The 20,987-nt window shown below is 66.9% G+C and carries 20 protein-coding genes; 14 read left to right on the top strand and 6 right to left on the bottom strand.

Translation table 11 applies throughout. The features are described from left to right. Entirely contained in the window at nucleotides 1-2,589 is a 2,589-nt protein-coding gene (locus tag AUL30_RS05650) for an ABC transporter permease (protein WP_083507691.1), read from the bottom strand. Next, the gene (locus tag AUL30_RS05645; RefSeq protein WP_062226898.1) at nucleotides 2,586-3,287 is read right to left on the bottom strand and encodes an ABC transporter ATP-binding protein; all 702 of its coding nucleotides are present in this window, start codon (nucleotides 3,285-3,287) and stop codon (nucleotides 2,586-2,588) included. Before AUL30_RS05645 ends, AUL30_RS05650 begins: the two co-directional genes overlap by 4 nt. Before the next feature lie 72 nt (nucleotides 3,288-3,359). Here AUL30_RS05645 and AUL30_RS05640 point away from each other — a divergent pair, with 72 nt between their 5' ends. From AUL30_RS05640 to AUL30_RS05615, 6 genes are all read left to right on the top strand, one after another. Next, nucleotides 3,360-4,034 carry an arylesterase gene (locus AUL30_RS05640; RefSeq protein ID WP_062226897.1) on the top strand — a complete coding sequence of 225 codons (675 nt, stop codon included), beginning with the start codon at nucleotides 3,360-3,362 and terminating at the stop codon, nucleotides 4,032-4,034. Nucleotides 4,035-4,168: 134 nt separating this feature from the next. Continuing rightward, the gene (gene thpR, locus AUL30_RS05635) at nucleotides 4,169-4,750 is read left to right on the top strand and encodes an RNA 2',3'-cyclic phosphodiesterase (RefSeq protein ID WP_062226896.1); all 582 of its coding nucleotides are present in this window, start codon (nucleotides 4,169-4,171) and stop codon (nucleotides 4,748-4,750) included. 130 nt (nucleotides 4,751-4,880) lie between these two features. After that, the gene (locus AUL30_RS05630) at nucleotides 4,881-5,273 is read left to right on the top strand and encodes a YkvA family protein (protein ID WP_062226895.1); all 393 of its coding nucleotides are present in this window, start codon (nucleotides 4,881-4,883) and stop codon (nucleotides 5,271-5,273) included. 221 nt (nucleotides 5,274-5,494) lie between these two features. Beyond that, nucleotides 5,495-5,998, top strand: coding sequence for an invasion associated locus B family protein (locus tag AUL30_RS05625; protein WP_062226894.1), 504 nt, complete (start codon nucleotides 5,495-5,497; stop codon nucleotides 5,996-5,998). 180 nt (nucleotides 5,999-6,178) lie between these two features. Further along, nucleotides 6,179-7,393 (top strand): 23S rRNA (adenine(2503)-C(2))-methyltransferase RlmN, encoded by a 1,215-nt coding sequence (rlmN, locus tag AUL30_RS05620; RefSeq protein ID WP_062226893.1) that lies wholly within the window; start codon nucleotides 6,179-6,181, stop codon nucleotides 7,391-7,393. Nucleotides 7,394-7,403: 10 nt separating this feature from the next. Beyond that, on the top strand, nucleotides 7,404-7,850 hold the full coding sequence (locus AUL30_RS05615; protein WP_062226892.1) for a hypothetical protein: 447 nt from the start codon (nucleotides 7,404-7,406) through the stop codon (nucleotides 7,848-7,850). Nucleotides 7,851-7,862: 12 nt separating this feature from the next. Here AUL30_RS05615 and AUL30_RS20265 read toward each other — a convergent pair whose 3' ends face one another. After that, the gene (locus tag AUL30_RS20265; protein WP_202814478.1) at nucleotides 7,863-8,123 is read right to left on the bottom strand and encodes a DUF2087 domain-containing protein; all 261 of its coding nucleotides are present in this window, start codon (nucleotides 8,121-8,123) and stop codon (nucleotides 7,863-7,865) included. Nucleotides 8,124-8,342: 219 nt separating this feature from the next. Between AUL30_RS20265 and AUL30_RS05605 the strand changes: the two genes are divergently transcribed. Then, on the top strand, nucleotides 8,343-9,005 hold the full coding sequence (locus AUL30_RS05605) for a glutathione S-transferase family protein (RefSeq protein ID WP_062226890.1): 663 nt from the start codon (nucleotides 8,343-8,345) through the stop codon (nucleotides 9,003-9,005). A gap of 9 nt (nucleotides 9,006-9,014) precedes the next feature. Here AUL30_RS05605 and AUL30_RS05600 read toward each other — a convergent pair whose 3' ends face one another. After that, nucleotides 9,015-9,653 carry a LysE family translocator gene (locus AUL30_RS05600; protein ID WP_062226889.1) on the bottom strand — a complete coding sequence of 213 codons (639 nt, stop codon included), beginning with the start codon at nucleotides 9,651-9,653 and terminating at the stop codon, nucleotides 9,015-9,017. Between the two features lie 214 nt (nucleotides 9,654-9,867). On the opposite strand from AUL30_RS05600, the gene AUL30_RS05595 reads away from it, so the two are divergent. Next, entirely contained in the window at nucleotides 9,868-11,088 is a 1,221-nt protein-coding gene (locus AUL30_RS05595; protein ID WP_062226888.1) for an argininosuccinate synthase, read from the top strand. 118 nt (nucleotides 11,089-11,206) lie between these two features. Continuing rightward, entirely contained in the window at nucleotides 11,207-12,217 is a 1,011-nt protein-coding gene (locus tag AUL30_RS05590; protein WP_062226887.1) for an LLM class flavin-dependent oxidoreductase, read from the top strand. Here the strand turns inward: AUL30_RS05590 and AUL30_RS05585 are convergent. Together AUL30_RS05585 and AUL30_RS05580 are read right to left on the bottom strand one after the other, a co-directional pair. Then, nucleotides 12,192-13,382: a multidrug effflux MFS transporter gene (locus tag AUL30_RS05585; RefSeq protein WP_157069940.1), complete on the bottom strand. Its 1,191-nt coding sequence runs from the start codon at nucleotides 13,380-13,382 to the stop codon at nucleotides 12,192-12,194. The genes AUL30_RS05590 and AUL30_RS05585 overlap by 26 nt on opposite strands. Before the next feature lie 16 nt (nucleotides 13,383-13,398). Continuing rightward, nucleotides 13,399-13,902, bottom strand: a complete 504-nt coding sequence (locus AUL30_RS05580; protein WP_157069938.1) for a MarR family winged helix-turn-helix transcriptional regulator — start codon at nucleotides 13,900-13,902, stop codon at nucleotides 13,399-13,401. Between the two features lie 176 nt (nucleotides 13,903-14,078). On the opposite strand from AUL30_RS05580, the gene AUL30_RS05575 reads away from it, so the two are divergent. From AUL30_RS05575 to AUL30_RS05555, 5 genes are all read left to right on the top strand, one after another. Beyond that, nucleotides 14,079-16,124, top strand: a complete 2,046-nt coding sequence (locus AUL30_RS05575) for a M3 family metallopeptidase (protein ID WP_062226884.1) — start codon at nucleotides 14,079-14,081, stop codon at nucleotides 16,122-16,124. A gap of 257 nt (nucleotides 16,125-16,381) precedes the next feature. Then, nucleotides 16,382-18,214 (top strand): translational GTPase TypA, encoded by a 1,833-nt coding sequence (gene typA, locus AUL30_RS05570; protein ID WP_062227046.1) that lies wholly within the window; start codon nucleotides 16,382-16,384, stop codon nucleotides 18,212-18,214. A 182-nt stretch (nucleotides 18,215-18,396) separates the two neighbouring features. Continuing rightward, on the top strand, nucleotides 18,397-19,209 hold the full coding sequence (locus tag AUL30_RS05565; RefSeq protein ID WP_157069937.1) for a MetQ/NlpA family ABC transporter substrate-binding protein: 813 nt from the start codon (nucleotides 18,397-18,399) through the stop codon (nucleotides 19,207-19,209). Between the two features lie 7 nt (nucleotides 19,210-19,216). Next, the gene (locus AUL30_RS05560; protein WP_083507690.1) at nucleotides 19,217-20,245 is read left to right on the top strand and encodes a methionine ABC transporter ATP-binding protein; all 1,029 of its coding nucleotides are present in this window, start codon (nucleotides 19,217-19,219) and stop codon (nucleotides 20,243-20,245) included. Then, nucleotides 20,242-20,901, top strand: coding sequence for a methionine ABC transporter permease (locus AUL30_RS05555; protein WP_062226883.1), 660 nt, complete (start codon nucleotides 20,242-20,244; stop codon nucleotides 20,899-20,901). Before AUL30_RS05560 ends, AUL30_RS05555 begins: the two co-directional genes overlap by 4 nt. The last annotated feature ends 86 nt before the right edge of the window (nucleotides 20,902-20,987 follow it).

The following is a 20,987-nucleotide window of genomic DNA, read 5'->3' as shown; positions in this document are numbered from 1 at the left end:
TCAGAGCGTGCGCAGCACCGGCGCTACCTTGCGGCCGAGAACCCGCCATGTCCCGGCCAGGCCGAAGCCGATGGTGAGGACGAGCGCGCCGACCAGCGTCACGACCGCAACCGTCCAGTCGAAACGGAAGGGGATCTGCATGATGGTCGCCACCACGAAGGATGCGGCCAGCGCGCCGGCTGCGATGGCAAAGCCTGCCGTGCCGAGCCCGAGCAGGAGATACTCCGTCGCATAGGCCTTGATCAGCGTGCCGCGTGTCGCGCCGAGGGTCTTGAGCACCACCGCGTCATGGACGCGCCCCCGGTTGCCCGCCGCGAGCGCACCGGACAGGACCAGGACCGATGCGAGCAGCGCCACCGCCGCAGCGGCCCGGATCGCCAGGGCGAGTTGCGCAATGAGCTGATTGACCGCGTCGAGCGCATCGCGCACGCGCACCGCCGTCACCGCCGGGAAATCACCGGCCAGGCCCCGCAGCACCGTTTGCTCCGCCTCCGGCGAATCCTGCGCCAGGCGCAGCGTCGCGAGCACCGAATGCGGTGCGCCGGCGAAGCTGTTGGGCGAAAAGACCATGACGAAGTTGATCGAAAGGCTCTGCCATTCGACCTGCCGCAGATTGGCGATGCGGGCCGTGACGTTGCGGCCCAGGACGTTGACGGTCACCGTATCGCCGAGCTTCAAACCGAGTTCGCCGGCCTCCTGCGCGGCGAAGGAGACGAGGTTCTCGCCCGCATAATCGGCGGGCCACCAGTCTCCCTCCACCAGGGTGGAGGATGGGGGGACCTCCTGCGCATAGGTGAGGCCCCGGTCGCCGCGCAGCACCCAGGCGCCCTCCGGCGGCACGGTGATGTCACGCACATTGGTGCCGTTCAACTCGACGATCCGCCCGCGCAGCATGGGCACGGCCTCGAGCGCGCCTTGCGGCGCCAGCGCGGCAATGCGCTGTGCGAAGGCGTCTTCCTCGGTCGACTGGATATCGAAGAAGAAGAAGTCGGGCGCCCTGCCGGCGATGTTGGTGCCGATCTCGGTGCGGATGTTCGTATCGATGACGGCGAGCGAGACGAGCAGCGTCAGGCCGAGCCCGAGCGACAGGACGACCGATGGCGTCAGCGCGCCGGGCCGATGGATGTTGCCGATGGCCAGCCGCAGTGGTGTGGAGCGCACGCGCGGCGCAGCGCGCGCCAGCCGCTGGATGCCGAGCGCGACGACCCGCAGGATCACGAAGGCAACCCCCGTGGCCAGGAGGAACACGCCGGCGATGCGCCGGTCGTCCGCCATCAGAAGGGCGATCCCTGCGATCACCAGCGCCAGCGCCACGGCGCCGCCGAGGAAGGGCCAGCGCATGCGCAATCCCGCGCCACCCGCATCACGGAACAGCGCCGCGGCGGTGACGTCACGCGTGCGCCCGAGCGGCAGGAGCGCAAAGGCGACGGCCGTCAGATAGCCGAAGACGGCGGCGGTCAGAAGCGCCAGCGGATAGACGGACGGCTCCGTGGCCACAGGTATGGCGGCCTCCAGGAACCGCGCCGCCACGAAGGGCGCCACGGCACCGAGCACGAGACCGAGCGCCACGCCGACGCTCGCCAGGATCAGGATCTGGATGAGATAGAGGGCGACGACGAAGTTGCCGCCGGCCCCCAGACTCTTGAAGGTGGCGATGACGTTGCGCTTGGCATCCAGATAGGCGTTGACCGCATTGGCAATGCCGACGCCCCCCACGATCAGCGCCGTCAGCCCGACCAGGGTCAGGAACTGGCTGAAGCGCTCGATGTTGCGCTGGAGTGCCGGGGCGGCGCGGTCGAAGGGCCGCACGCTCCAACCGGCTTCCGGATGCGCCGTGTCGGCGGCGCTCGTGACGGCTTCGACGGGCGTATCCGCCCCAAGCCGAAGCTTGTAGTCGAACTCGACGAGGCTGCCGGGCTGAACCAGGCCGGCGGCTTGCAGCGCGTCGAGACCGATCATCAGGCGGGGCGCAAAGACGAAGCCATCCGACAGTTGGTCGGGCTCACGCGTCAACTGCGCACGCAGCTCGAGCGTCGAGGTGCCGAGCTGAATTCGGTCGCCCGGCGCGATGCCGAGCCGGGTGAAGAGTTCCGGCGCTGCGACTGCGCCATAGACCCCATCCACGGGTGCGAGCAGTTCGGCAAGGGGGCGGTCCGCATCGGTTTCCACCGCCCCATACAGGGGATAGCTGCCATCGACGGCCTTCACCTCGGTGATGGATTGGTTGCTGGCATCGGGCAGGCGCGCCATGGAGCGCAGCGAGGCGCTTTCCGACACCGGACCGAAGGATTGCAGGAAGGTGCGCTCCGTCTCCGTCGCCTGGCGCTGGGGCAGGCTGAAGCGGACATCGCCGCCCAGGATGATGCGACCCTCGCGGGCGATGGCATCCGTCATCATCTGCGATACGGAATTGACCGCAGCAATGGAGGCGACACCGAGCGTCAGGCAGGCCAGGAAGATCACGAAGCCGGACAGGCCGCCGCGCATTTCCCGCAGGGCGAACCGCAGCGCCAGGCGCAGATTGCCCGGCCCCGGCCGTGCGGCGCGGATCGCTTTCGCACCCTCGGCGGCGCTGTCGGCCGCGCTCATGCGGGCACCCCGGCATCCAGGCCGGCGCTTTCCAGAATCCGCCCGTCGCGGACGGAAACCTGCCGGGCGCAACGGGCCGCCAGGGACGAATCATGGGTGACGAGGACCATCGTCATATGACGGCGGCGCACCTCGTCGAAGAGCAGATCGGCGACGCGCGCGCCGGTGTCCGAATCCAGATTGCCCGTCGGCTCGTCGGCGATCAGGATGGCCGGCTCGGGCGCCAGGGCCCGCGCCAGCGCAACCCTCTGCTGCTCGCCGCCGGACAGGGCGCCGGGATAATGGTTCACCCGGTCCTTCAGGCCGACGGCGGCCAGTTCCCGTGCGGCGCGGCCGAAGGCGTCGGCATGGCCGGCGAGTTCCAGGGGCACGGCGACGTTTTCGAGCGCCGTCATGTTGGGAATGAGATGGAAGGACTGGAAGACGATGCCGATATTGCGGCCGCGAAACGCGGCGAGCTGGTCCTCGCTCAGGCCTTCCAGCGACTGCCCCGCCACCTCGACCAGGCCGCTATCGGCCCGCTCCAGCCCGGCCAGGACCATGAGGAGCGTCGACTTGCCCGACCCGGAAGGGCCGAGGATGCCGACCGACTCCCCCCGGGCGACGGAGAGGTCCATGCCCTTGAGCACGTGCACGGCTCCATGGCCGGCGCCGAGCGTGAGCTGGACGTTTCGCAGGCGGATCGCGGTATCAGCCAAGGAATACCCTTCCTATATGAGGGGGGAGAAGAGCCCGCGCCGCACGAGCGCTGGACCGCAAATGGAAATCGAATGCGGCAAATTCACTCCCCCTTGGCCGTTGCGGCGGCAGTTTTTGCACTGATCACGCAAATTTTTGTGCCGACCGCCGGCTGGGCGCAGACGCCGACGACCCAGATCGTCGCCTTCGGCGACAGCCTCTCGGCCGGCTACGGGCTGGGACCGGGCGAAGCCTTCCCGGACCAGTTGGAAGCCGCCCTCGCGGCCAAGGGCTACGCCGTATCCGTAGCCAATGCCGGCGTGTCGGGCGATACCACGACCGGCGGCCTGGCGCGGCTCGACTGGTCGGTGCCGGAAGCGAGCGATCTGGTGATCGTCGAGCTCGGGGCCAATGACGCCCTGCGCGGCATCGATCCGGCGCTGACGCGCCGCAACCTGACGGCCATCGTGGAACGGCTCAAGAGCCGAAGCGGCACGACCGTTCTTCTGACGGGCATGATCGCCCCGCCCAACATGGGACCAGCCTTTGCTGAAAGCTACAATCCGATCTTCCCGGAGATTGCGCGCGAACAGGGCGTGGCCTTCTACCCCTTCTTCCTGGACGGCGTCGCCGGCGTCACGCGCCTGAACCAGGCCGATTACATGCACCCGACGAAAGAGGGAATCGCCGAGATCGTGCAGCGCATGCTGCCGCAGGTGGAGGAGGTTCTGGCGGGGATGGGCGTCCGGCCGGGCGGCGCGCAATAGGCCATGCGGCCGGCCGTCCCGCGACAGTCGGGGGAAATTGCATCCCGCCCCCCATCTTCGCACTTGCAGCGCGGCGCGGGGGATGATTCCCTGCCAACCGTGCGAGACATGCTCGAAGCGGAAGGAACAACTTCATGCCGCGACTGTTCACAGCCATCGAGATCCCGCGGGACGCGGCTCTCACTCTTTCCTTCCTGAGGGGCGGCCTCCCCTCCGCGCGCTGGATCGACGCGGAGAACTATCATCTCACCCTGCGCTTCATCGGCGATGTGGATTTTCGCACTGCCGACGAGGTGGTGGCCGCGCTCGACCGCATCGAGCGCCCCGGCTTCGAGCTGACGCTGCGCGGCGTGGACGCCTTCGGCTCGCGCAAGCCGCATTCGGTCTATGCGGGCATCGTCCCCTCGCCGCAGCTCGAGCTTCTCCAGGCCGATATCGACCGGGCCTGCCGGCGCGCTGGCCTGCCGGCCGATCCGCGCCGCTTCGTACCGCATGTCACGCTGGCGCGGTTGCGGCAACCGAAGTCGGAAGAGGTGGCCCATTACCTGTCCGGGCGCGGCAACTACCGCAGCCCGACCTTCCGGGTGGGCCGCTTCGTCCTCTATTCCTCGCGCGATTCGGTCGGCGGCGGCCCCTATGTGCTCGAGGAAGCCTTCCCGCTGGCCGAGGCGACGCGCAATGGCAGGGCCGAGGCTGGAGTCGCCCTATCGGCCTGACGGGGCCGGTGCCGGGCCACGTGGCCGTCTCGCACGATGTGCCGTCCGGCGCCTCCTTTGCCGCAGCCTCTTGGCCAGGCCCGAGCTGCACCCTATCTCTTGGCGCATGACGCGCTTGTCTCTTCCCCGCATGCCGCTCGGGCGGCAGACGATCGACCGGATCCTTCAGCCGGCGGACCCCCAAGGCCAGGAGGGGCAACGCAAACGCGTTCGCCGTTCCTTCCTCGACACGTTCCGCCGTGCGGCGGGGGCGGTTCCCTTCACGCAGGATCTGCTCGCCTCCTATTATTGCGCGCTCGACCCCAGGACGCCCGTGGCATCACGCGGCATCCTCCTGGCGGCGCTGGCCTATTTCGTGCTGCCGACCGACATCATTCCCGATTTCGCACCGCTGATCGGCTTTACCGACGATGCCGCCGTGCTGATGGCCGCCATCGCCGCCGTGCGCGCCAACATCGCGCCACGCCATTACAGCCGGGCCAGGCGTTTCCTGAAGCGCGACACCACCACCGACGGCGTGTGACGCCGCGCTGGCGGACACGTCTTTGCGAGCCCACATTTTGGACATGGTCTTGCCGCCATCTTTTGGCTGCTGCGTGAACGCGCGCTGCGAACGGGCCGCAGGTCATGGACCGGCGTTTACGGTCCATAAAGTCTCTTCGCAGTAATTTCCGGGCAGATCGCGGCGTGACGCATCACCGCGCGTTTCGCGTGAGCCATCGAATTTTTAATTTGCGGGGAACCATGTCCTTTACGAAAGTCCTGACGGCAACAGCCCTTGTCGTCCTTTCCACCGCCGCCGCCTTCGCCCAGACGCCGACCCGCCTGAACCAGTTCAATGACTGGGGCACCTATTCCTACACCACGGGCGGCAATAAGGTCTGCTACGCACTCTCCGCCCCGAAGACGAAGGAACCCGCCAGCGTCAACCATGGCGATATCTTCTTCCTGGTCTCCCAAAAGCCGGGACAGAACCGCGCCTACGAGCCGCAGGTCGTGATGGGCTACCCCATGCGCGAGGGCTCCAAGGTGACGGTGACGGTCGACGGCCGCAAGTTCACCCTCTTCACGCGTGGCGAATCGGCCTGGGTCGAGAAGCCGGCCGAGGAGCCGCAGCTCGTCGCCGCCATGCGGAACGGCAAGGCCATGCAGGTGGACGCCACCTCGGCCCGCGGCACCGCCACCAAATATTCCTACTCGCTGGCCGGCATCACGGCAGCGATCAACTCCATCGGCGAGTGCCGCTGACGCGCCCAGGCGCCATGGACCAACAGTGCGGGGCCGGCTGCAACTGCCCGCCCCGCAACAGATTTTCCGCGCGCACCTTGCGATTTGCGCGCAAAACGCGCATGTGTTCCCCCATTCGACCATAGACGATGATGGAAGTGGCGCGGCCGGACTCGTTCGCCGCCTGCCGGGAACGAGCTTATGAGCGTATCGATCGACCTGACCGGAGCCGAGCGGCCCGGCAATGCCAGCCCGGCCGCCGTGCAGGACCGGACATCGCTGCTCGGCCTGTCGCGCGATGCGCTGGGTGCGCGCCTGCGCGATATCGGCGTGCCCGACAAGCAGGTTCGCATGCGCGTCGGCCAGCTCTGGCACTGGCTCTATGTGCGCGGCGTCACCGATTTTTCGGTCATGGCCAATGTCTCGCGCGATCTGCGCACGGCGCTGGCCGAGCGGCATGAGATCGCCCGGCCGGAGATCGTCGAGGAGCAGATCTCCGTCGACGGGACCCGCAAGTGGCTGTTCCGCTTCCCGGCCCGCGGCGCCGGCCGCCCGGTGGAGATCGAAACCGTCTACATTCCCGAGGAAGGGCGCGGCACGCTGTGCGTGTCCTCACAGGTCGGCTGCACGCTGACCTGCACCTTCTGCCACACCGGCACGCAGCGCCTGGTGCGCAACCTCACCGAGGGTGAGATCGTGGGCCAGATCCTGACGGCCCGTGAGCGGCTGGGCGATCTTCCCCATGCCGATACGCCCATCGGCGCCATCGTGCCCAACGAGGGCCGCCTCGTCTCCAACATCGTCATGATGGGCATGGGCGAGCCGCTCTACAATTTCGACAACGTCAAGGAAGCGCTGGCTGTCGCCTCCGACGGTGACGGGCTGGCCCTGTCCAGGCGGCGCATCACCCTGTCCACATCCGGCGTCGTCCCGATGATCCCGCGGACCGGCGAGGAAATGGGCGTCATGCTCGCCATTTCGCTGCACGCCGTCCGGGACGAGCTGCGCGACGTGCTGGTGCCGATCAATAAGAAGTACCCGCTGGAAGAGCTGCTGGCGGCCTGCCGCGCCTATCCGGGCCTGTCCAACGCGCGACGCATCACCTTCGAATATGTGATGCTGAAGGGCGTCAACGACAGCCTGGCCGATGCGCGCGAACTGGTCCGGCTCCTGAAGGGCATTCCGGCCAAGATCAACCTGATCCCCTTCAATCCCTGGCCCGGCACGGATTACGAATGCTCCGACTGGGACCAGATCGAGCGCTTCGCCGATCTGGTGAACGATGCCGGCTATGCCTCCCCCATCCGCACGCCGCGCGGCCGTGACATCTTCGCCGCCTGCGGGCAGCTCAAGTCGGAATCGGAACGGATGAAAAAGGCCGACCGGCTGGCCCTGGCGGCGGCCGTGGCCGGCTGACGCTGACAGGATGCGCACGGTTTTCCGCTTTCTGTTCGGCATTCCGATCGGCTTCATCCTGGCTTGTTTCGCGGCCGCCTTCCCGCTGGTCTGGCCCTTCGTGCCCTTCTCCCTGGCCTCGCTGGAGCAGGATCCTGTGCAGATCGTGGAGCTGGCTGTCCTGTTTCTTGCCCAATCCGCGCAGGTCGGCTCGACCGCGCTCCTGCCCTGGGCGCTCTTCATGGTTGTGACGGAAATCCTCGGCTGGTCGTCGCTGCTTCTCCATGCGGCGGCGGGGCTGATCGGCGGTTTCGTCGTCACCCGTCTGGCCTATGGCGGCATGGAACCGCCCATGAGCATCCAGACGGCCATCCTCCTGTCCGGCCTCGCCTTCGCCCTTATCTATTGGATCGTGGCCGGCCACGGCGCCGGCCGCTGGCGCCGCAGGACGGGCGCACCGGACCGGGTCGAAAGCTAGGCGCGCCGGCTGTCACGCGCCGTTTCGAACGACCCAGTATGTTTGTGTACGGGGATCCCGGTCCAGGAAGCCGCGCTCATACAGTTCCCTGCGCAGAAGGGCCCAATCCTGAAACGTATGATACTGCTGGAGGAGGATGTTGACCTCCTTCTCTGTGTAAATCCTGTCAGCATCGAACTTTTCACAGAGATAAGACAGCACCTTGACGCGGTACTTCTCCTTTCGAGGCCAGGCATCGACCTTCCCCGCTTCGTTGATCCAATGTCGAGTCAAAATGCAACCTCAAGTTGTAACGCCGGTTATACGCCATCGATTCTACCATGACATGCTCTATACCTGGAGGCCGACGGTCTATCGCGCCGTGCCTCACCACTGGCAAGATGCCGCCTGACAGGCTCGAACTCAGCGATGCGAGGCACTTCGTCCGTCGGGTCGTGGACCGCAGAACCGAGCGGACCTTGCCAACGCCCGCCCGGACCCGATCTAGAGTCGATGCTCACGGTTCATCATCTCGACAATTCCCGCTCGCAGCGCATTCTCTGGCTTCTGGAGGAGCTGCAGCTGCCCTATGAGGTCCGGGCTTACAAGCGCGGCAGCGACAGGCTGGCGCCGCCCGAGCTCAAGTCGGTCCACCCGCTCGGCAGGGCGCCCGTCCTAACGGAGGGTGCGACGACCCTGGCGGAAACCGGGGCGATCGTGGATTACATCCTGGAAACGCATGCGCGCGGGCGGCTCATGCCCGTGCAGGACAGTCCCGATTACTGGACCTGCCGGCACTTCCTGCACTACGCGGAAGGCTCGGCCATGCCGCCGCTGTTCCTCGGCCTCGTCCTGTCGGTCATCGCCGAACGCACGCCGGCTCTGGTGCGGCCCGTCATCCGCACCGCGATGGACAAGGCGAACGAGGCCTTCGTCGCGCCGCAGACGCAGGCACATGTCGATTACTGGGAGGCGAGCCTGAAGACGACCGGCTGGTTCGCCGGCCCCGCCTTCAGCGTGGCCGATGTGATGATGAGCTTCCCCATCGAGGCCGCGAGCGCCCGGCTGAACTTCAGCGCCCGGCCGCTCCTGCGGGATTTCCTGGCGCGGATCCATGCGCGGCCGGCCTACCGTGCGGCGCTGGAGCGCGGCGGCCCCTATGCCTATGCGTCGTGACGGGCCGCCTCAGACCCGCGCGAGCATGAGCTTGATGGCAAAGGCGGAAAAGACCGACGCGAAGACCCAGTCGAGCGCGCGGGTCGCCTTGGGGCTCTGACGGATCAAAGCCGTGGCCTGCTCGGCCATCAGGATGATCACGGCACCGACCGCCACGCCCACGACCACGAAAAGCGCGCCGAGAAAGGCCAGCTTGCCGGCGGCGTTCGGATCGCTCGCGGCCACGAATTGCGGCAGGAATGTCAGGAAGAAGAGGATGATCTTCGGGTTCAGGAGATTGACCGCAAAACCGGCGCGCCAGTTGTGCCAGAAGCCCAGCGGCCGGCTCTTGCGCTCGTCCACCGACAGGGCCGATCCGTGGCGCACCGCCTGCACCGCAAGATAGACGAGATAGGCGACGCCGGCGAGCTTGAGCACGGTGAAGGCTTGCGGCGATGCCGCCAGAAGGGCCGCCAGGCCCAGCGCCACCAGGGTCGTATGGACGACGATGCCGCTGACCGCACCGAGCATGGAGGCAAAGCCAGCCAGACGCCCCTGCGCCACCGTGCGTGACAGGAACAGCATCATGTCCGGCCCCGGCGTGATCGCCAGGACGAAAGACGCCAGCGCAAAGGAGGCGAGCGCTGCAGTATCGGGAAGGAAGGTCATGCGGCGCGCGCTCCAAAAACTGGCACGGCGGCGCTTGTACCCCGACCGATCGCGTCTTTGAAGAGGCCGGGCGCTGGGGCGCGCCACGCGTTCGAACTTTTCAGCGCTGCCCTCTTCCTGTAGAGCCCCTGTCACGATAACGCCAGGCTGCCGGCAGGCGGGAGCGGACGGCTCCCCGCGACCACGGCCGGAGACGCAAGGGAAAGTGAGCAGAATGGCCGCGCATCGCGACGTCAAGAAGGTCGTACTCGCCTATTCGGGCGGACTGGACACATCCATCATCCTGAAATGGCTGCAGACCGAATATGGCGCGGAGGTCGTCACCTTCACGGCCGATCTCGGCCAGGGCGAGGAACTGGAGCCGGCCCGCAAGAAGGCCGAGCTGCTCGGCATCAAGGACATCCGGATCGAGGATGTGCGCGAAGAGTTCGTGCGCGACTTCGTCTTCCCCATGTTCCGCGCCAATGCGCTTTATGAGGGAACCTACCTCCTCGGCACGTCGATCGCCCGGCCGCTCATCGCCAAGCATCTGGTCGAGATCGCCCGGGAAACCGGCGCGGACGCCATCGCCCACGGCGCCACTGGCAAGGGGAACGATCAGGTGCGCTTCGAGCTGGCCGCCTATGCGCTGAACCCGGACATCAAGGTCATCGCGCCCTGGCGCGAATGGGAGCTGAAGTCCCGCACCCATCTGATCGACTTTGCCGAACAGCACCAGATCCCGGTGCCCAAGGACAAGCGCGGAGAGGCGCCCTTCTCGGTCGATGCCAACCTTCTGCACTCCTCGTCCGAGGGCAAGGTCCTGGAAGATCCGAACGAGGAGCCGCCGGCCTATGTCTTCCAGCGCACGGTCAGCCCCGAGGAAGCGCCCGACCGGGCGACCATCGTGCGGATCGGCTTCAACCGCGGCGACGCCGTTTCCATCGACGGCGCTGCGCTGCCCCCGCACGAGATCCTGGCGCGGCTGAACGATCTGGGCCGCGACAATGGCATCGGCCGCCTGGACCTCGTCGAGAACCGCTTCGTGGGCATGAAGTCGCGCGGCATTTACGAGACGCCCGGCGGCACGATCCTGATCCATGCGCACCGCGCGATGGAAAGCCTGACGCTGGACCGCGGCGCGGCGCATCTGAAGGATGAGCTGATGCCGCGTTACGCGGAGCTCATCTATAACGGCTTCTGGTTCTCGCCCGAGCGTGAGATGCTCCAGGCGCTGATCGACAAAAGCCAGGAGCATGTCGAGGGCACGGTCACGCTGAAGCTCTATAAGGGCAATGTCATCGTCATCGGCCGCGAAAGCGCAAAATCGCTCTATTCCGACGCGCTCGTCACCTTCGAGGACGATCACGGCGCCTATGACCAGAAGGACGCCGCCGGCTTCATCCGGCTGAACGCCCTGCGCCTGCGCACGCTCGCCAAGCGCGACGCGCGCTGAAGCGCTTCGCATCATGACGCCACCCTTCGCCACGGCGCGCAGGGTGGCGGCCACGGCGCGTCTTCACATCGGCCGGCACAATCACCAGATGGTGTCGTAACGTTGTGAAGGTATCCTTATGGCCATTCCCTATTCCGTCCTCGACCTGTCCCCCATCCCCGAAGGCGGGACAGCTGCTGATGCGCTGGCGCGGTCGGCAGGCCTTGCACGCCACGCCGAGGCGCTGGGCTACAACCGGTTCTGGCTGGCCGAGCACCACAACATGCCCGGCATCGCCAGCGCCGCCACGGCGGTGGTGATCGGCCATGTCGCGGCAGCCACACGGACGATCCGTGTCGGCGCCGGCGGCATCATGCTCCCCAACCACGCGCCGCTCGTCATCGCCGAACAGTTCGGCACGCTGGCGACCCTGTTCCCGGGCCGGATCGACCTTGGCCTGGGCCGCGCCCCCGGCACCGACATGATGACCGCCCGCGCGCTCCGCCGGAACCTCGAATCCACCGACAACTTCCCGCAGGATGTGGTGGAGCTCATGCATTACTTTTCCCCGGCCGATCCCGGCCAGCGGCTCGCCGCCATTCCGGGCGAGGGCACGCGCGTGCCCGTATGGATCCTCGGATCCAGCCTCTATGGCGCGCAGCTCGCCGCCCATCTCGGCCTGCCCTATGCCTTCGCATCGCATTTCGCGCCGGCGGCGCTGGACGATGCGGTCGAGGTGTACCGCCAGACCTTCCGTCCCTCGGCCGAGCTTGCCGCGCCCTATTTCATGCTGGCGGTCAATCTCTTTGCCGCGCAGAGCGATGCAGAGGGCGCGCGGCTCAAATCCTCCATGCAGCTTGCCTTCGCGCAACTGCGCTCGGGCAAGCCCGGAAAGCTTCCTCGTCCGGTCGACGATATCGACGCTGCGCTCGACCCTGCCGCCCGCGCCATGGTCGACGACGCGCTGGCCGTCTCTGCCACGGGCGCGCCGGAGACGGTCGAGCGCGAGCTCTCGGCCCTGATCGCCCGCTACAAGCCGGACGAGGTCATGCTGAACGGCCAGATCCACGACGAGGCCGCGCGGCGCGACAGCTTCCGCCTCGGTGCCGAGGTCATGCAGCGGATCAATGGGGAGCGCGCTGCGGCGTGAGCGGGCCCCGCGGTAGCGCCAGATAGGCCAGGATGGCGATCAGCGCCAGCGTCGGGACGATGATGCGCAGGGCCAGGACCGGATCGGGAATGGCTGCCGCGGCAAGACCGCCGACCAGTCCCGCGCCCATCTGCATGAAACCCATCATCGCGGCGGCCGAGCCTGCCATCTGCGGAAACGGCGCCAGGGCCATGGTGGTCATGGCGGGCATGGCGCAGCCGATGCCGAAAGCATAGAGTCCGATCGGCGCCATCACCTCCAGATAGGCTGGCGCGCGCAGACCGAGCACCACGATCAGGAGAATGCCGCCAAGCCCGATCATCGCCAGCCCCGGCGCCACCAGGCGGCGCGCCGGCACCCAGCGCATGCCGATGCGCGCGCTCGTGCTGCCGAGGAAGAACATGCCCGATTGCGCCAGCATGCCGAGGCCGAACTGTTGGGGCGTCAGCCCGGCGCGGTCGATGAGCACGAAGGGCAAAATGGTCGCCCAGCTGTAAAGCGCGCCGATCGAGCCGCCGAGCACCAGGCAACAGCAGACTAAGATGCGGCTGCGCAGCAGCAGCCCATAGGCGGCCATGATGGCGCGCGGCTGCAGGAGCGCGGCGTCCGGCTCCGTCGTCTCCCGCATGGCGGCAAGGACGATACCGATGACGGCCAGCCCGAAGAACAGCATCAGCACGAAGATCGCATGCCAGCCGGCGAGGCCCAGCGTGAAGCCGCCGATGGTCGGCGCGACGGCCGGACCGAGCGCCAGGATCATGCCGATCGTGCTCATGATCCGGGAGGATGTCTCGCCCGTGAACTGATCGCGGACGATGGCGCGCGCCGTGGCCACCCCGACCGAGGCGCCGACCCCCTGCAGAAGCCGCGCCGCCAGGAGCCAGCCGATGGTCGGGGCCAGCACCGCGGCCAGGGCGCCGACCATGTAGAGCGCCATGAACAGGACCGTGGTGCGGCGGCGTCCCAGCGCGTCCGACATGGGGCCGCAGACGAGTTGCGTGATGGCAAATCCGGCGAAGTAGAGGGTGAGCGTCAGATTGACGAGCGCGGGGCTCGTGTCGAAGGCGCGGGCAAGGTCCGGCATGGCGGGGGTGTAGAGCGCCATGGAGATGGGGCCGATCGCGACGAGCATGCCGCCAATGGCGCTGGTGCGCCGCTCCGACATGCGGCGCGTCATGACATCACAGGACGGGCCGGCCCGTCAGCTCTTCCGCCGTCAGCGGCTCCATGCTGCCCAGAAGCTCGGGATCGCTGGTCAGGTTGGAGCGCAGCGCCATGAGCACCTTCACGCAGACGCGCATATCGTCCGGATCGAGGCCGCGTGTCGCCTCGTCGTAGACGCGCTGGAATGTCGGCGCGATCTCGCGCATCAGCTTCACCGCGCTTTCGGTCGGGTGGATGATCTTGGCGCGCCGGTCCGTGCGGTCGACCTCGCGGCGGATGAGCTGGCGCGCTTCCAGCCGGTCCAGATAGGCCGACAGCGTCATCGGCTCGATCCCCATCCGCTCGGCAAGGATGGCCTGGCGCGATCCGCTGTAGCGCATGGCATGGCCCAATGTGCGCACCTCGCCCGGGGTCAGCCCATGGCCGTTCTCCGCCACTGCCCGCTCGAACGCCTGGCGGTACAGCCGCGCATCATCGGCAAGGAGAAAACCCAGGGTATTGCCAGAAGTATATTCCGTCACGTGCATCCCTTCACGCTTGCCGCGGCGCCCAAGCCTTTCCAGCCTTTTTCGCTTACGGCATTTCATCTATCCATGACAATTCCTAACTGTCGGCAAAACAATCCGCATCGGGGCGAGTCGCCGATGCGGCACAGCTTCGCCTGCCCGATACCCTTCTCGAAGGAACTGATACGCTCATGAACGGAACCGATACGGTCTTTCATCCTGCGCTCTTCGATTTCGACGCGCCGCACGGGCTTCCGGACTTCGCGCGGCTCACACCGGACCTGTTCCGCCCCGCCTTCGAGGCCGCCATGGCGCAGCATCGGGCCGAGATCGACGCCATTGCCGGCCAGGCCTCCCCGCCCGACTTCATGAACACGATCGCCGCCATGGAGCGCTCGGGTGGATTGCTGCGGCGGGTGGCGGCCACCTTCTACGCGCTGGCCGGCGCCGATACGAACGATGCGCTGCAGGCCGTGGAGCGCGCCGTCTCGCCCGAACTGTCACGCCACAATTCCGCGATCTCGCTCAACGCCGCCCTGTTCGACCGGATCGACAGGCTTTATGCGGAACGCCAGTCGCTCGGGCTCGACGCGGAAGCGCTGCGTCTTCTGGAACGGACCCATCTCGGCTTCGTGCGCAGCGGCGCGCGGCTGGAGGGTGCGGCGCGCGATCGCCTGTCGGAGCTGAACGCCCGCCTGTCGGAACTCGGCACGGCCTTCGCCCAGAACGTCCTGGCCGACGAGCGGTCCTTTGCCCTCCCCGTCGATGCCGACGTGCTGGCACAGGTGCCGGACTGGTTGTCGGGCGCCATGCGCGACGCCGCCGCCGAACGCGGGCTGGAGGGCGGTGTGGTGACCCTGTCGCGCTCCATCATCGTCCCCTTCCTCACCTATTGCCCGGACGCGGCCCTGCGTGAGGCGGCCTATGCCGCCTGGATCTTGCGCGGGGAGCATGAGGGCCCGCACGACAACCGGCCGATCATCGCCGAAATGCTTGGCCTGCGCGCACAGAAGGCACAGCTCCTCGGCTATGAGAGCTTTGCGGCCTACAAGCTGGCGGACACGATGGCTCAGACGCCGCAGGCCGTCCGCACCCTTCTGACGGAGGTCTGGCACAAGGCGCGCGAGCGCGCCCTGCAGGATGCGGAGCGCCTGTCATCGCTCGCCGCCGGACAGGGCGGCAACGCGCCGCTGGCAGCGGCCGACTGGCGGTACTGGGCCGAACGGCGGCGCCAGTCCGAATACGCCTTCGACGAAGGTGCGCTCAAGCCCTACTTCCAGCTCGAACGCATGATCGAGGCTGCCTTCGATGTGGCGGGCCGCCTGTTCGGCCTGTGCTTCCGCCCGCTGCCGGATGCCCGCGCCTGGCATAAGGATGCGCGGGTCTTTGCCGTCGAGCGCGCGGATGGAACGCCGGTCGGCCTGTTCATCGGCGATTATTTCAGCCGCCCATCCAAGCGCTCGGGCGCCTGGATGAGCAGCCTGCGCTCGCAGGACAAGCTCGATGGCGGCCACCTGCCGATCATCTACAATATCTGCAACTTCGCCAAGCCGGCCGAGGGCACGCCCGCACTCCTGTCCATCGACGATGCACGCACGCTGTTCCACGAGTTCGGCCATGCGCTGCACGGGCTCCTGTCGGATGTGACATGGCCGTCCCTGTCGGGAACGGCCGTCTCACGCGATTTCGTCGAGCTGCCCTCGCAGCTCTACGAGCACTGGCTGACCGTGCCGCAGATCCTGGAGCGTCATGCGCGCCATGTGGACACCGGAGCCCCGCTTCCGACCGCTTTGCTGGATGCGATGAACGCCACGCGCAACGTGGATGCGGGCTTCGACACGGTCGAATTCACCGCCTCGGCCCTGGTCGACCTGGCGCTGCACGACCGCCCCGATGCGCCGGCCGACCCCATCGCGGAAGAGGCGGAGCTTCTGCGTGGCCTCGGCATGCCGGAGGCGATCAACATGCGCCACCGCTCGCCGCATTTTGCGCATGTCTTCTCGGGCGACGGCTATTCGGCCGGCTACTATTCCTACATGTGGTCGGAGGTCCTGGATGCCGACGCCTTCGAGGCCTTCACGCAAAGCGGCGATCCCTTCGACCCCGCCCTCGCCGAGCGTTTGCACCGGCATGTCTATGCCGCCGGAAACAGCCGCCCGCCGGAGGCGCTCTACACGGAGTTCCGCGGGCGCATGCCGCAGACGGGCGCCCTGATGCGCAAGCGCGGGCTCGCCTGATCGGCGCTCGGAACGGGCTTGTGTCACGGCGCCACTTTCGCAGTTGCGAATAATGGTGTATGACGCGCCCATCGAATGAAGGGCATTGTCGTATCGAAGGTGCTTTCCCGCCCGGGGGAGTGCCTTTGGTGTGCTTGAAGCCTTTCGGGAAGGCATCGGGGCGGAACCGGTGCAGTCCGAACCATTGTTTACGCGTCGGAAGCCCCGAAGACCGGATACGTCCTGTCGGTCCGATGCCCTACCCCGAGCGAGATTTCATGAAGCTTCGCAACATCGCGATCATTGCCCACGTCGACCATGGCAAGACGACGCTTGTCGACAAGCTCCTCGCCCAGTCCGGCTCTGTGCGTGAGAACCAGCGCGTCGAGGAACGCGCCATGGACTCCAACGACCTCGAAAAAGAGCGTGGCATCACCATCCTTGCCAAGGCGACGTCGGTCGAGTGGAAGGACACGCGCATCAACATCGTCGATACGCCGGGCCACGCCGACTTCGGCGGCGAGGTCGAGCGCATCCTCAACATGGTGGACGGCGCCGTCATCCTGGTCGATGCGTCGGAAGGCCCGATGCCGCAGACCAAGTTCGTGCTGTCCAAGGCGCTGAAGGTCGGCCTCAAGCCTATCGTGGCGATCAACAAGATCGACCGCCCGGACGAGCGGCACGAGGAAGTGCTGAACGAGATCTTCGATCTGTTCGTCGCGCTTGACGCGACCGAAGAGCAGCTCGACTTCCCGGTCCTCTACGGTTCGGGCCGCGGCGGCTGGATGGCCGATGCGCCGGACGGCCCGCAGGACCAGGGGCTCGCCCCGCTCTTCGACCTGATCCTCGACCACGTTCCCGCGCCGGCCACCGGCGGCAAGGACGAGCCGTTCCGCATGATCGGCACCATCCTGGAGGCCAATCCGTTCCTGGGGCGCCTGATCACCGGCCGCATCCAGTCCGGCTCCATCCGCCCGAACCAGGCCGTGAAGGTCCTGAGCCGCGACGGCACGCAGCTCGAAAACGGCCGCATCTCCAAGATCCTGGCCTTCCGTGGCCTGGAACGCCAGCCGGTGGATTACGCCGAAGCCGGCGACATCGTCGCCATTGCCGGCCTGTCCAAGGGCACGGTCGCCGACACCTATTGCGATCCGCAGGTGACCGAGGCGCTGGAAGCCCAGCCGATCGATCCGCCGACGGTCACCATGTCCTTCATCGTCAATGACAGCCCGCTCGCCGGGACCGAGGGTGACAAGGTGACGAGCCGCGTCATCCGCGACCGCCTGATGAAGGAAGCGGAAGGCAATGTGGCGCTGAAAATCGAGGAATCGGAAGACAAGGATTCCTTCTTCGTGTCCGGCCGCGGCGAATTGCAGCTTGCCGTTCTGATCGAGACCATGCGCCGTGAAGGCTTCGAGATCGGCGTCTCGCGCCCCCGCGTCGTCATGCAGAAGGACGAGGCCACCGGCGACACGCTGGAGCCGATCGAGGAAGTCGTCGTCGACGTGGACGAGGAGCATTCCGGCATCGTCGTGCAGAAGATGAGCGAGCGCAAGGCCGAGATGGTCGAGCTGCGGCCTTCGGGCGGCGGGCGCCAGCGTCTCGTCTTCCATGCGCCGACGCGCGGCCTGATCGGCTATCAGTCGGAGCTGTTGACCGACACGCGCGGCACGGCCGTGATGAACCGGCTCTTCCACTCCTACCAGCCCTACAAGGGCGCTCTTGCGGGCCGCATCAACGGCGTCCTGATCTCCAACGAGTCGGGCGAGGCCGTGGCCTATGCCATGTTCAACCTCGAGGACCGCGGACCGATGATCATCGATCCGGGCGTGAAGGTCTATGAGGGGATGATCATCGGCATCCACACGCGGGACAACGACCTCGAGGTCAACGTCTTGAAGGGCAAGAAGCTCACCAACATCCGCGCCGCCGGCAAGGACGAGGCCGTCAAGCTGACCCCGCCCATCCGCATGACGCTGGATCGCGCTTTGTCCTGGATCCAGGACGACGAGCTGGTCGAGGTGACGCCGAAGAACATCCGCCTGCGCAAGCTCTATCTCGATCCGAACGAGCGCAAGCGCTTCGAAAAGAGCCGCAAGGCCGCCGCCTGAGACAAGGCTTGGGTGCGGGCCGTCCTTCGGCCCGCACCGCATCTCTTGCAGACCGAACGGTTGCGTTGCGATTTTTTCGCGCTGGCGTCGAACTGCGCAATGCCATCCTTTGCGGGACGGCGCTCCACGGGGTCTATTGGCCGCATCCGGGCACCAGCCCGCCACACGACCGAGACTGTCACATGACCATGACCCATCTTCTGTCCCGTCGCGGCCTTCTGGCCGCCATCGCCCTGGCATCCAGCCTTGCCCTGCCCTTCAGTGCGCAGGCCGATCAGACCGTGCGCATCGGCATCATGGCCGGCGAGGACGAGCAGGTCTTCGAGGTGGTGAAGGCGGAAGCCGCCAAGCACGGGCTGACGCTTCAGACCGTCCTCTTCTCGGATTACATCCAGCCCAACGAGGCGCTCGCCAATAACGAGATCGACGCCAACGCCTTCCAGCATCAGCCCTATCTCGACGCGCAGATCGAGCAGCATGGCTACGCGCTGGAGGCGGCCGGCTACACGCTGATCCAGCCGATCGGCCTCTACTCCCGCAAGCATGCGAGCGTGGCCGAGATACCGGACGGCGCCACCATCGGCATTCCGAACGATCCCTCCAATGGCGGCCGTGCATTGAAGCTCCTGGCAGACCAGGGGCTGGTCACGCTGCGCGACGGCGCCGGTGTTCTGGCCACCGCGCTCGACATCACGGAAAACCCGAAGAACATCCGCGTCCAGGAACTGGATGCCGGCATTGTCGGCCGCTCGATCGACGATCTCGACGCTGCGGTGGTAAATACGGACTGGGCCTTCAAGAGCGGCCTCGATCCGCAGAAGGACCGGATCGCCGTCGAATCCCTGGACGACAACCCCTACCGCAACATCATCGCAGTCCGCTCGGCCGACAAGGATGAACCCTGGGTTGCCGCCCTTGTCGCATCCTATCAGAACCCGGCCGTGGCCGCGGCTCTGGAGGCGGCCTATAAGGGCGCGGCCCTTCCGGCCTTTTAAGCTGCCGATGGATCATCCGCCCGCCCGGCCGGAGACGCCGATCCTGCGCCTGTCCGGCGTCTCCAAGCGATTCGGAACGCATGCTGCCCTGTCCGGGATCGACCTGTCGATCCAGCGGGGCGAGATCGTCGGAATCATCGGCCGGTCCGGCGCGGGCAAATCCACCCTCATTCGCTGTATCAACGGCCTTGAGCGGCCGGATGCGGGGACGGTCGAGGTGGAGGGGCAGGCCATCGAAGCCCTGTCCGAAACACAGCTCCAGCCGGTGCGACGGCGCATCGGCATGGTGTTCCAGCACTTCAATCTCCTCGCCAACCGGACCGCGGCCGAAAATATCGCCCTGCCTTTGAAGATCGCCGGCCTGCTTAGGTCCGAACGCGGCCGCAGGGTGGCGGCGCTTCTGGATCTGGTCGGGCTTTCCGGCCGGGGCGATCGCTATCCGGCGCAGCTCTCCGGCGGCCAGAAGCAACGTGTCGGCATTGCCCGCGCGCTGGCGGCGGACCCGGTCCTCCTCCTGTCGGACGAGGCGACATCCGCCCTCGATCCGGAAACGACGGAACAGATCCTGGAGCTCTTGGCCGATATCAACCGGCGCCTCGGCCTGACCATCGCGCTCATCACGCACGAGATGGATGTCGTGCGGCGCATCGCAGGAAGGGTCCTCGTGCTGGATGGCGGCCGCGTGGTGGAACAGGGCGAAACCTGGCAGGTCTTCGCCAATCCGCAGGCCCGCGAAACGCGCGGACTGCTTGCCGCCATTCTTCCCGAAGCGCCGGTCGACTACCGCCCCGCGCCGATGACGCGTCTCTACCGGCTGGAGCTCGGCGGCGAGGCTGCGGCAAAGCCGTTCCTGTCGGACATCGCCAGGCGCTTCGATTCCGATATCGCCATCGTCGGCGGCGACATGACGCAGATTCAGGGCCAGCCGGTCGGCCGGCTCTTCATCGCCGTGCGCCCCGGCACGCCAATGCTCGTCCCGGCCATCGAGGCTGCGCTGGCAGAGGCCGCGATCCATGTCGAGGCACTCTCCGCGTGAACCCCGTCCTGATCGACCAGTTGCTGCGCGCGACGCAGGAGACGCTGCTGATGACCGGCGCTTCGGGGCTGGCATCGCTCATCTTCGGCCTGCCGCTCGGCCTGGTACTCACCCTGACCGACCGCGGAGGCATCATGCGCTCGCGCTCCGTCAACTGGCTCCTGGGCGGGCTCGTCAACGCCTTCCGCTCGGTGCCCTTCATCATCCTGCTCGTCGCGCTGATCCCCTTTACGCGGCTCGTGGTCGGCACCTCGCTCGGAACATGGGCGGCCATCGTGCCACTGTCGGTCGCGGCCATTCCCTATTATGCCCGGATGGCCGAGGTCTCCTTGCGCGAGGTGGATCCCAATCTGGTGGAGGCCGCCCGAGCCATGGGCGCGACGCGCTGGACCATCGTGCGCGAGGTCCTCGTGCCGGAGGCGCTGCCGGGGCTTGTCGCGGGCTTCGTCGTAACCCTCGTCACGCTGGTCGGTGCCACGGCGGTGGCCGGCGCGATCGGTGCCGGTGGCCTCGGCGATCTGGCGATCCGCTATGGCTACCAGCGTTTCCAGACCGACGTCATGATCGCCGTGGTGGCGCTGCTGGTCGCCATGGTCTGGCTTCTGCAATGGGGTGGGGACCGTCTGGTCGCCCGGCTGGACCATCGCAAAGGCTGATTGTTTGCCAGGCGCGGCGAGCGCTTCCACTCGGGGCCGTTCTGCTTTAGGAACGCCAACAGACAGACAGCCATTTTACTGAACAG

This window comes from Aureimonas frigidaquae, from assembly GCF_001463905.1.
GTDB classification, from domain to species: Bacteria; Pseudomonadota; Alphaproteobacteria; order Rhizobiales; family Rhizobiaceae; genus Aureimonas; species Aureimonas frigidaquae.
Note: the sequence above shows the minus strand (reverse complement) of the source record. Positions and strands in the feature narration are given on the sequence as shown.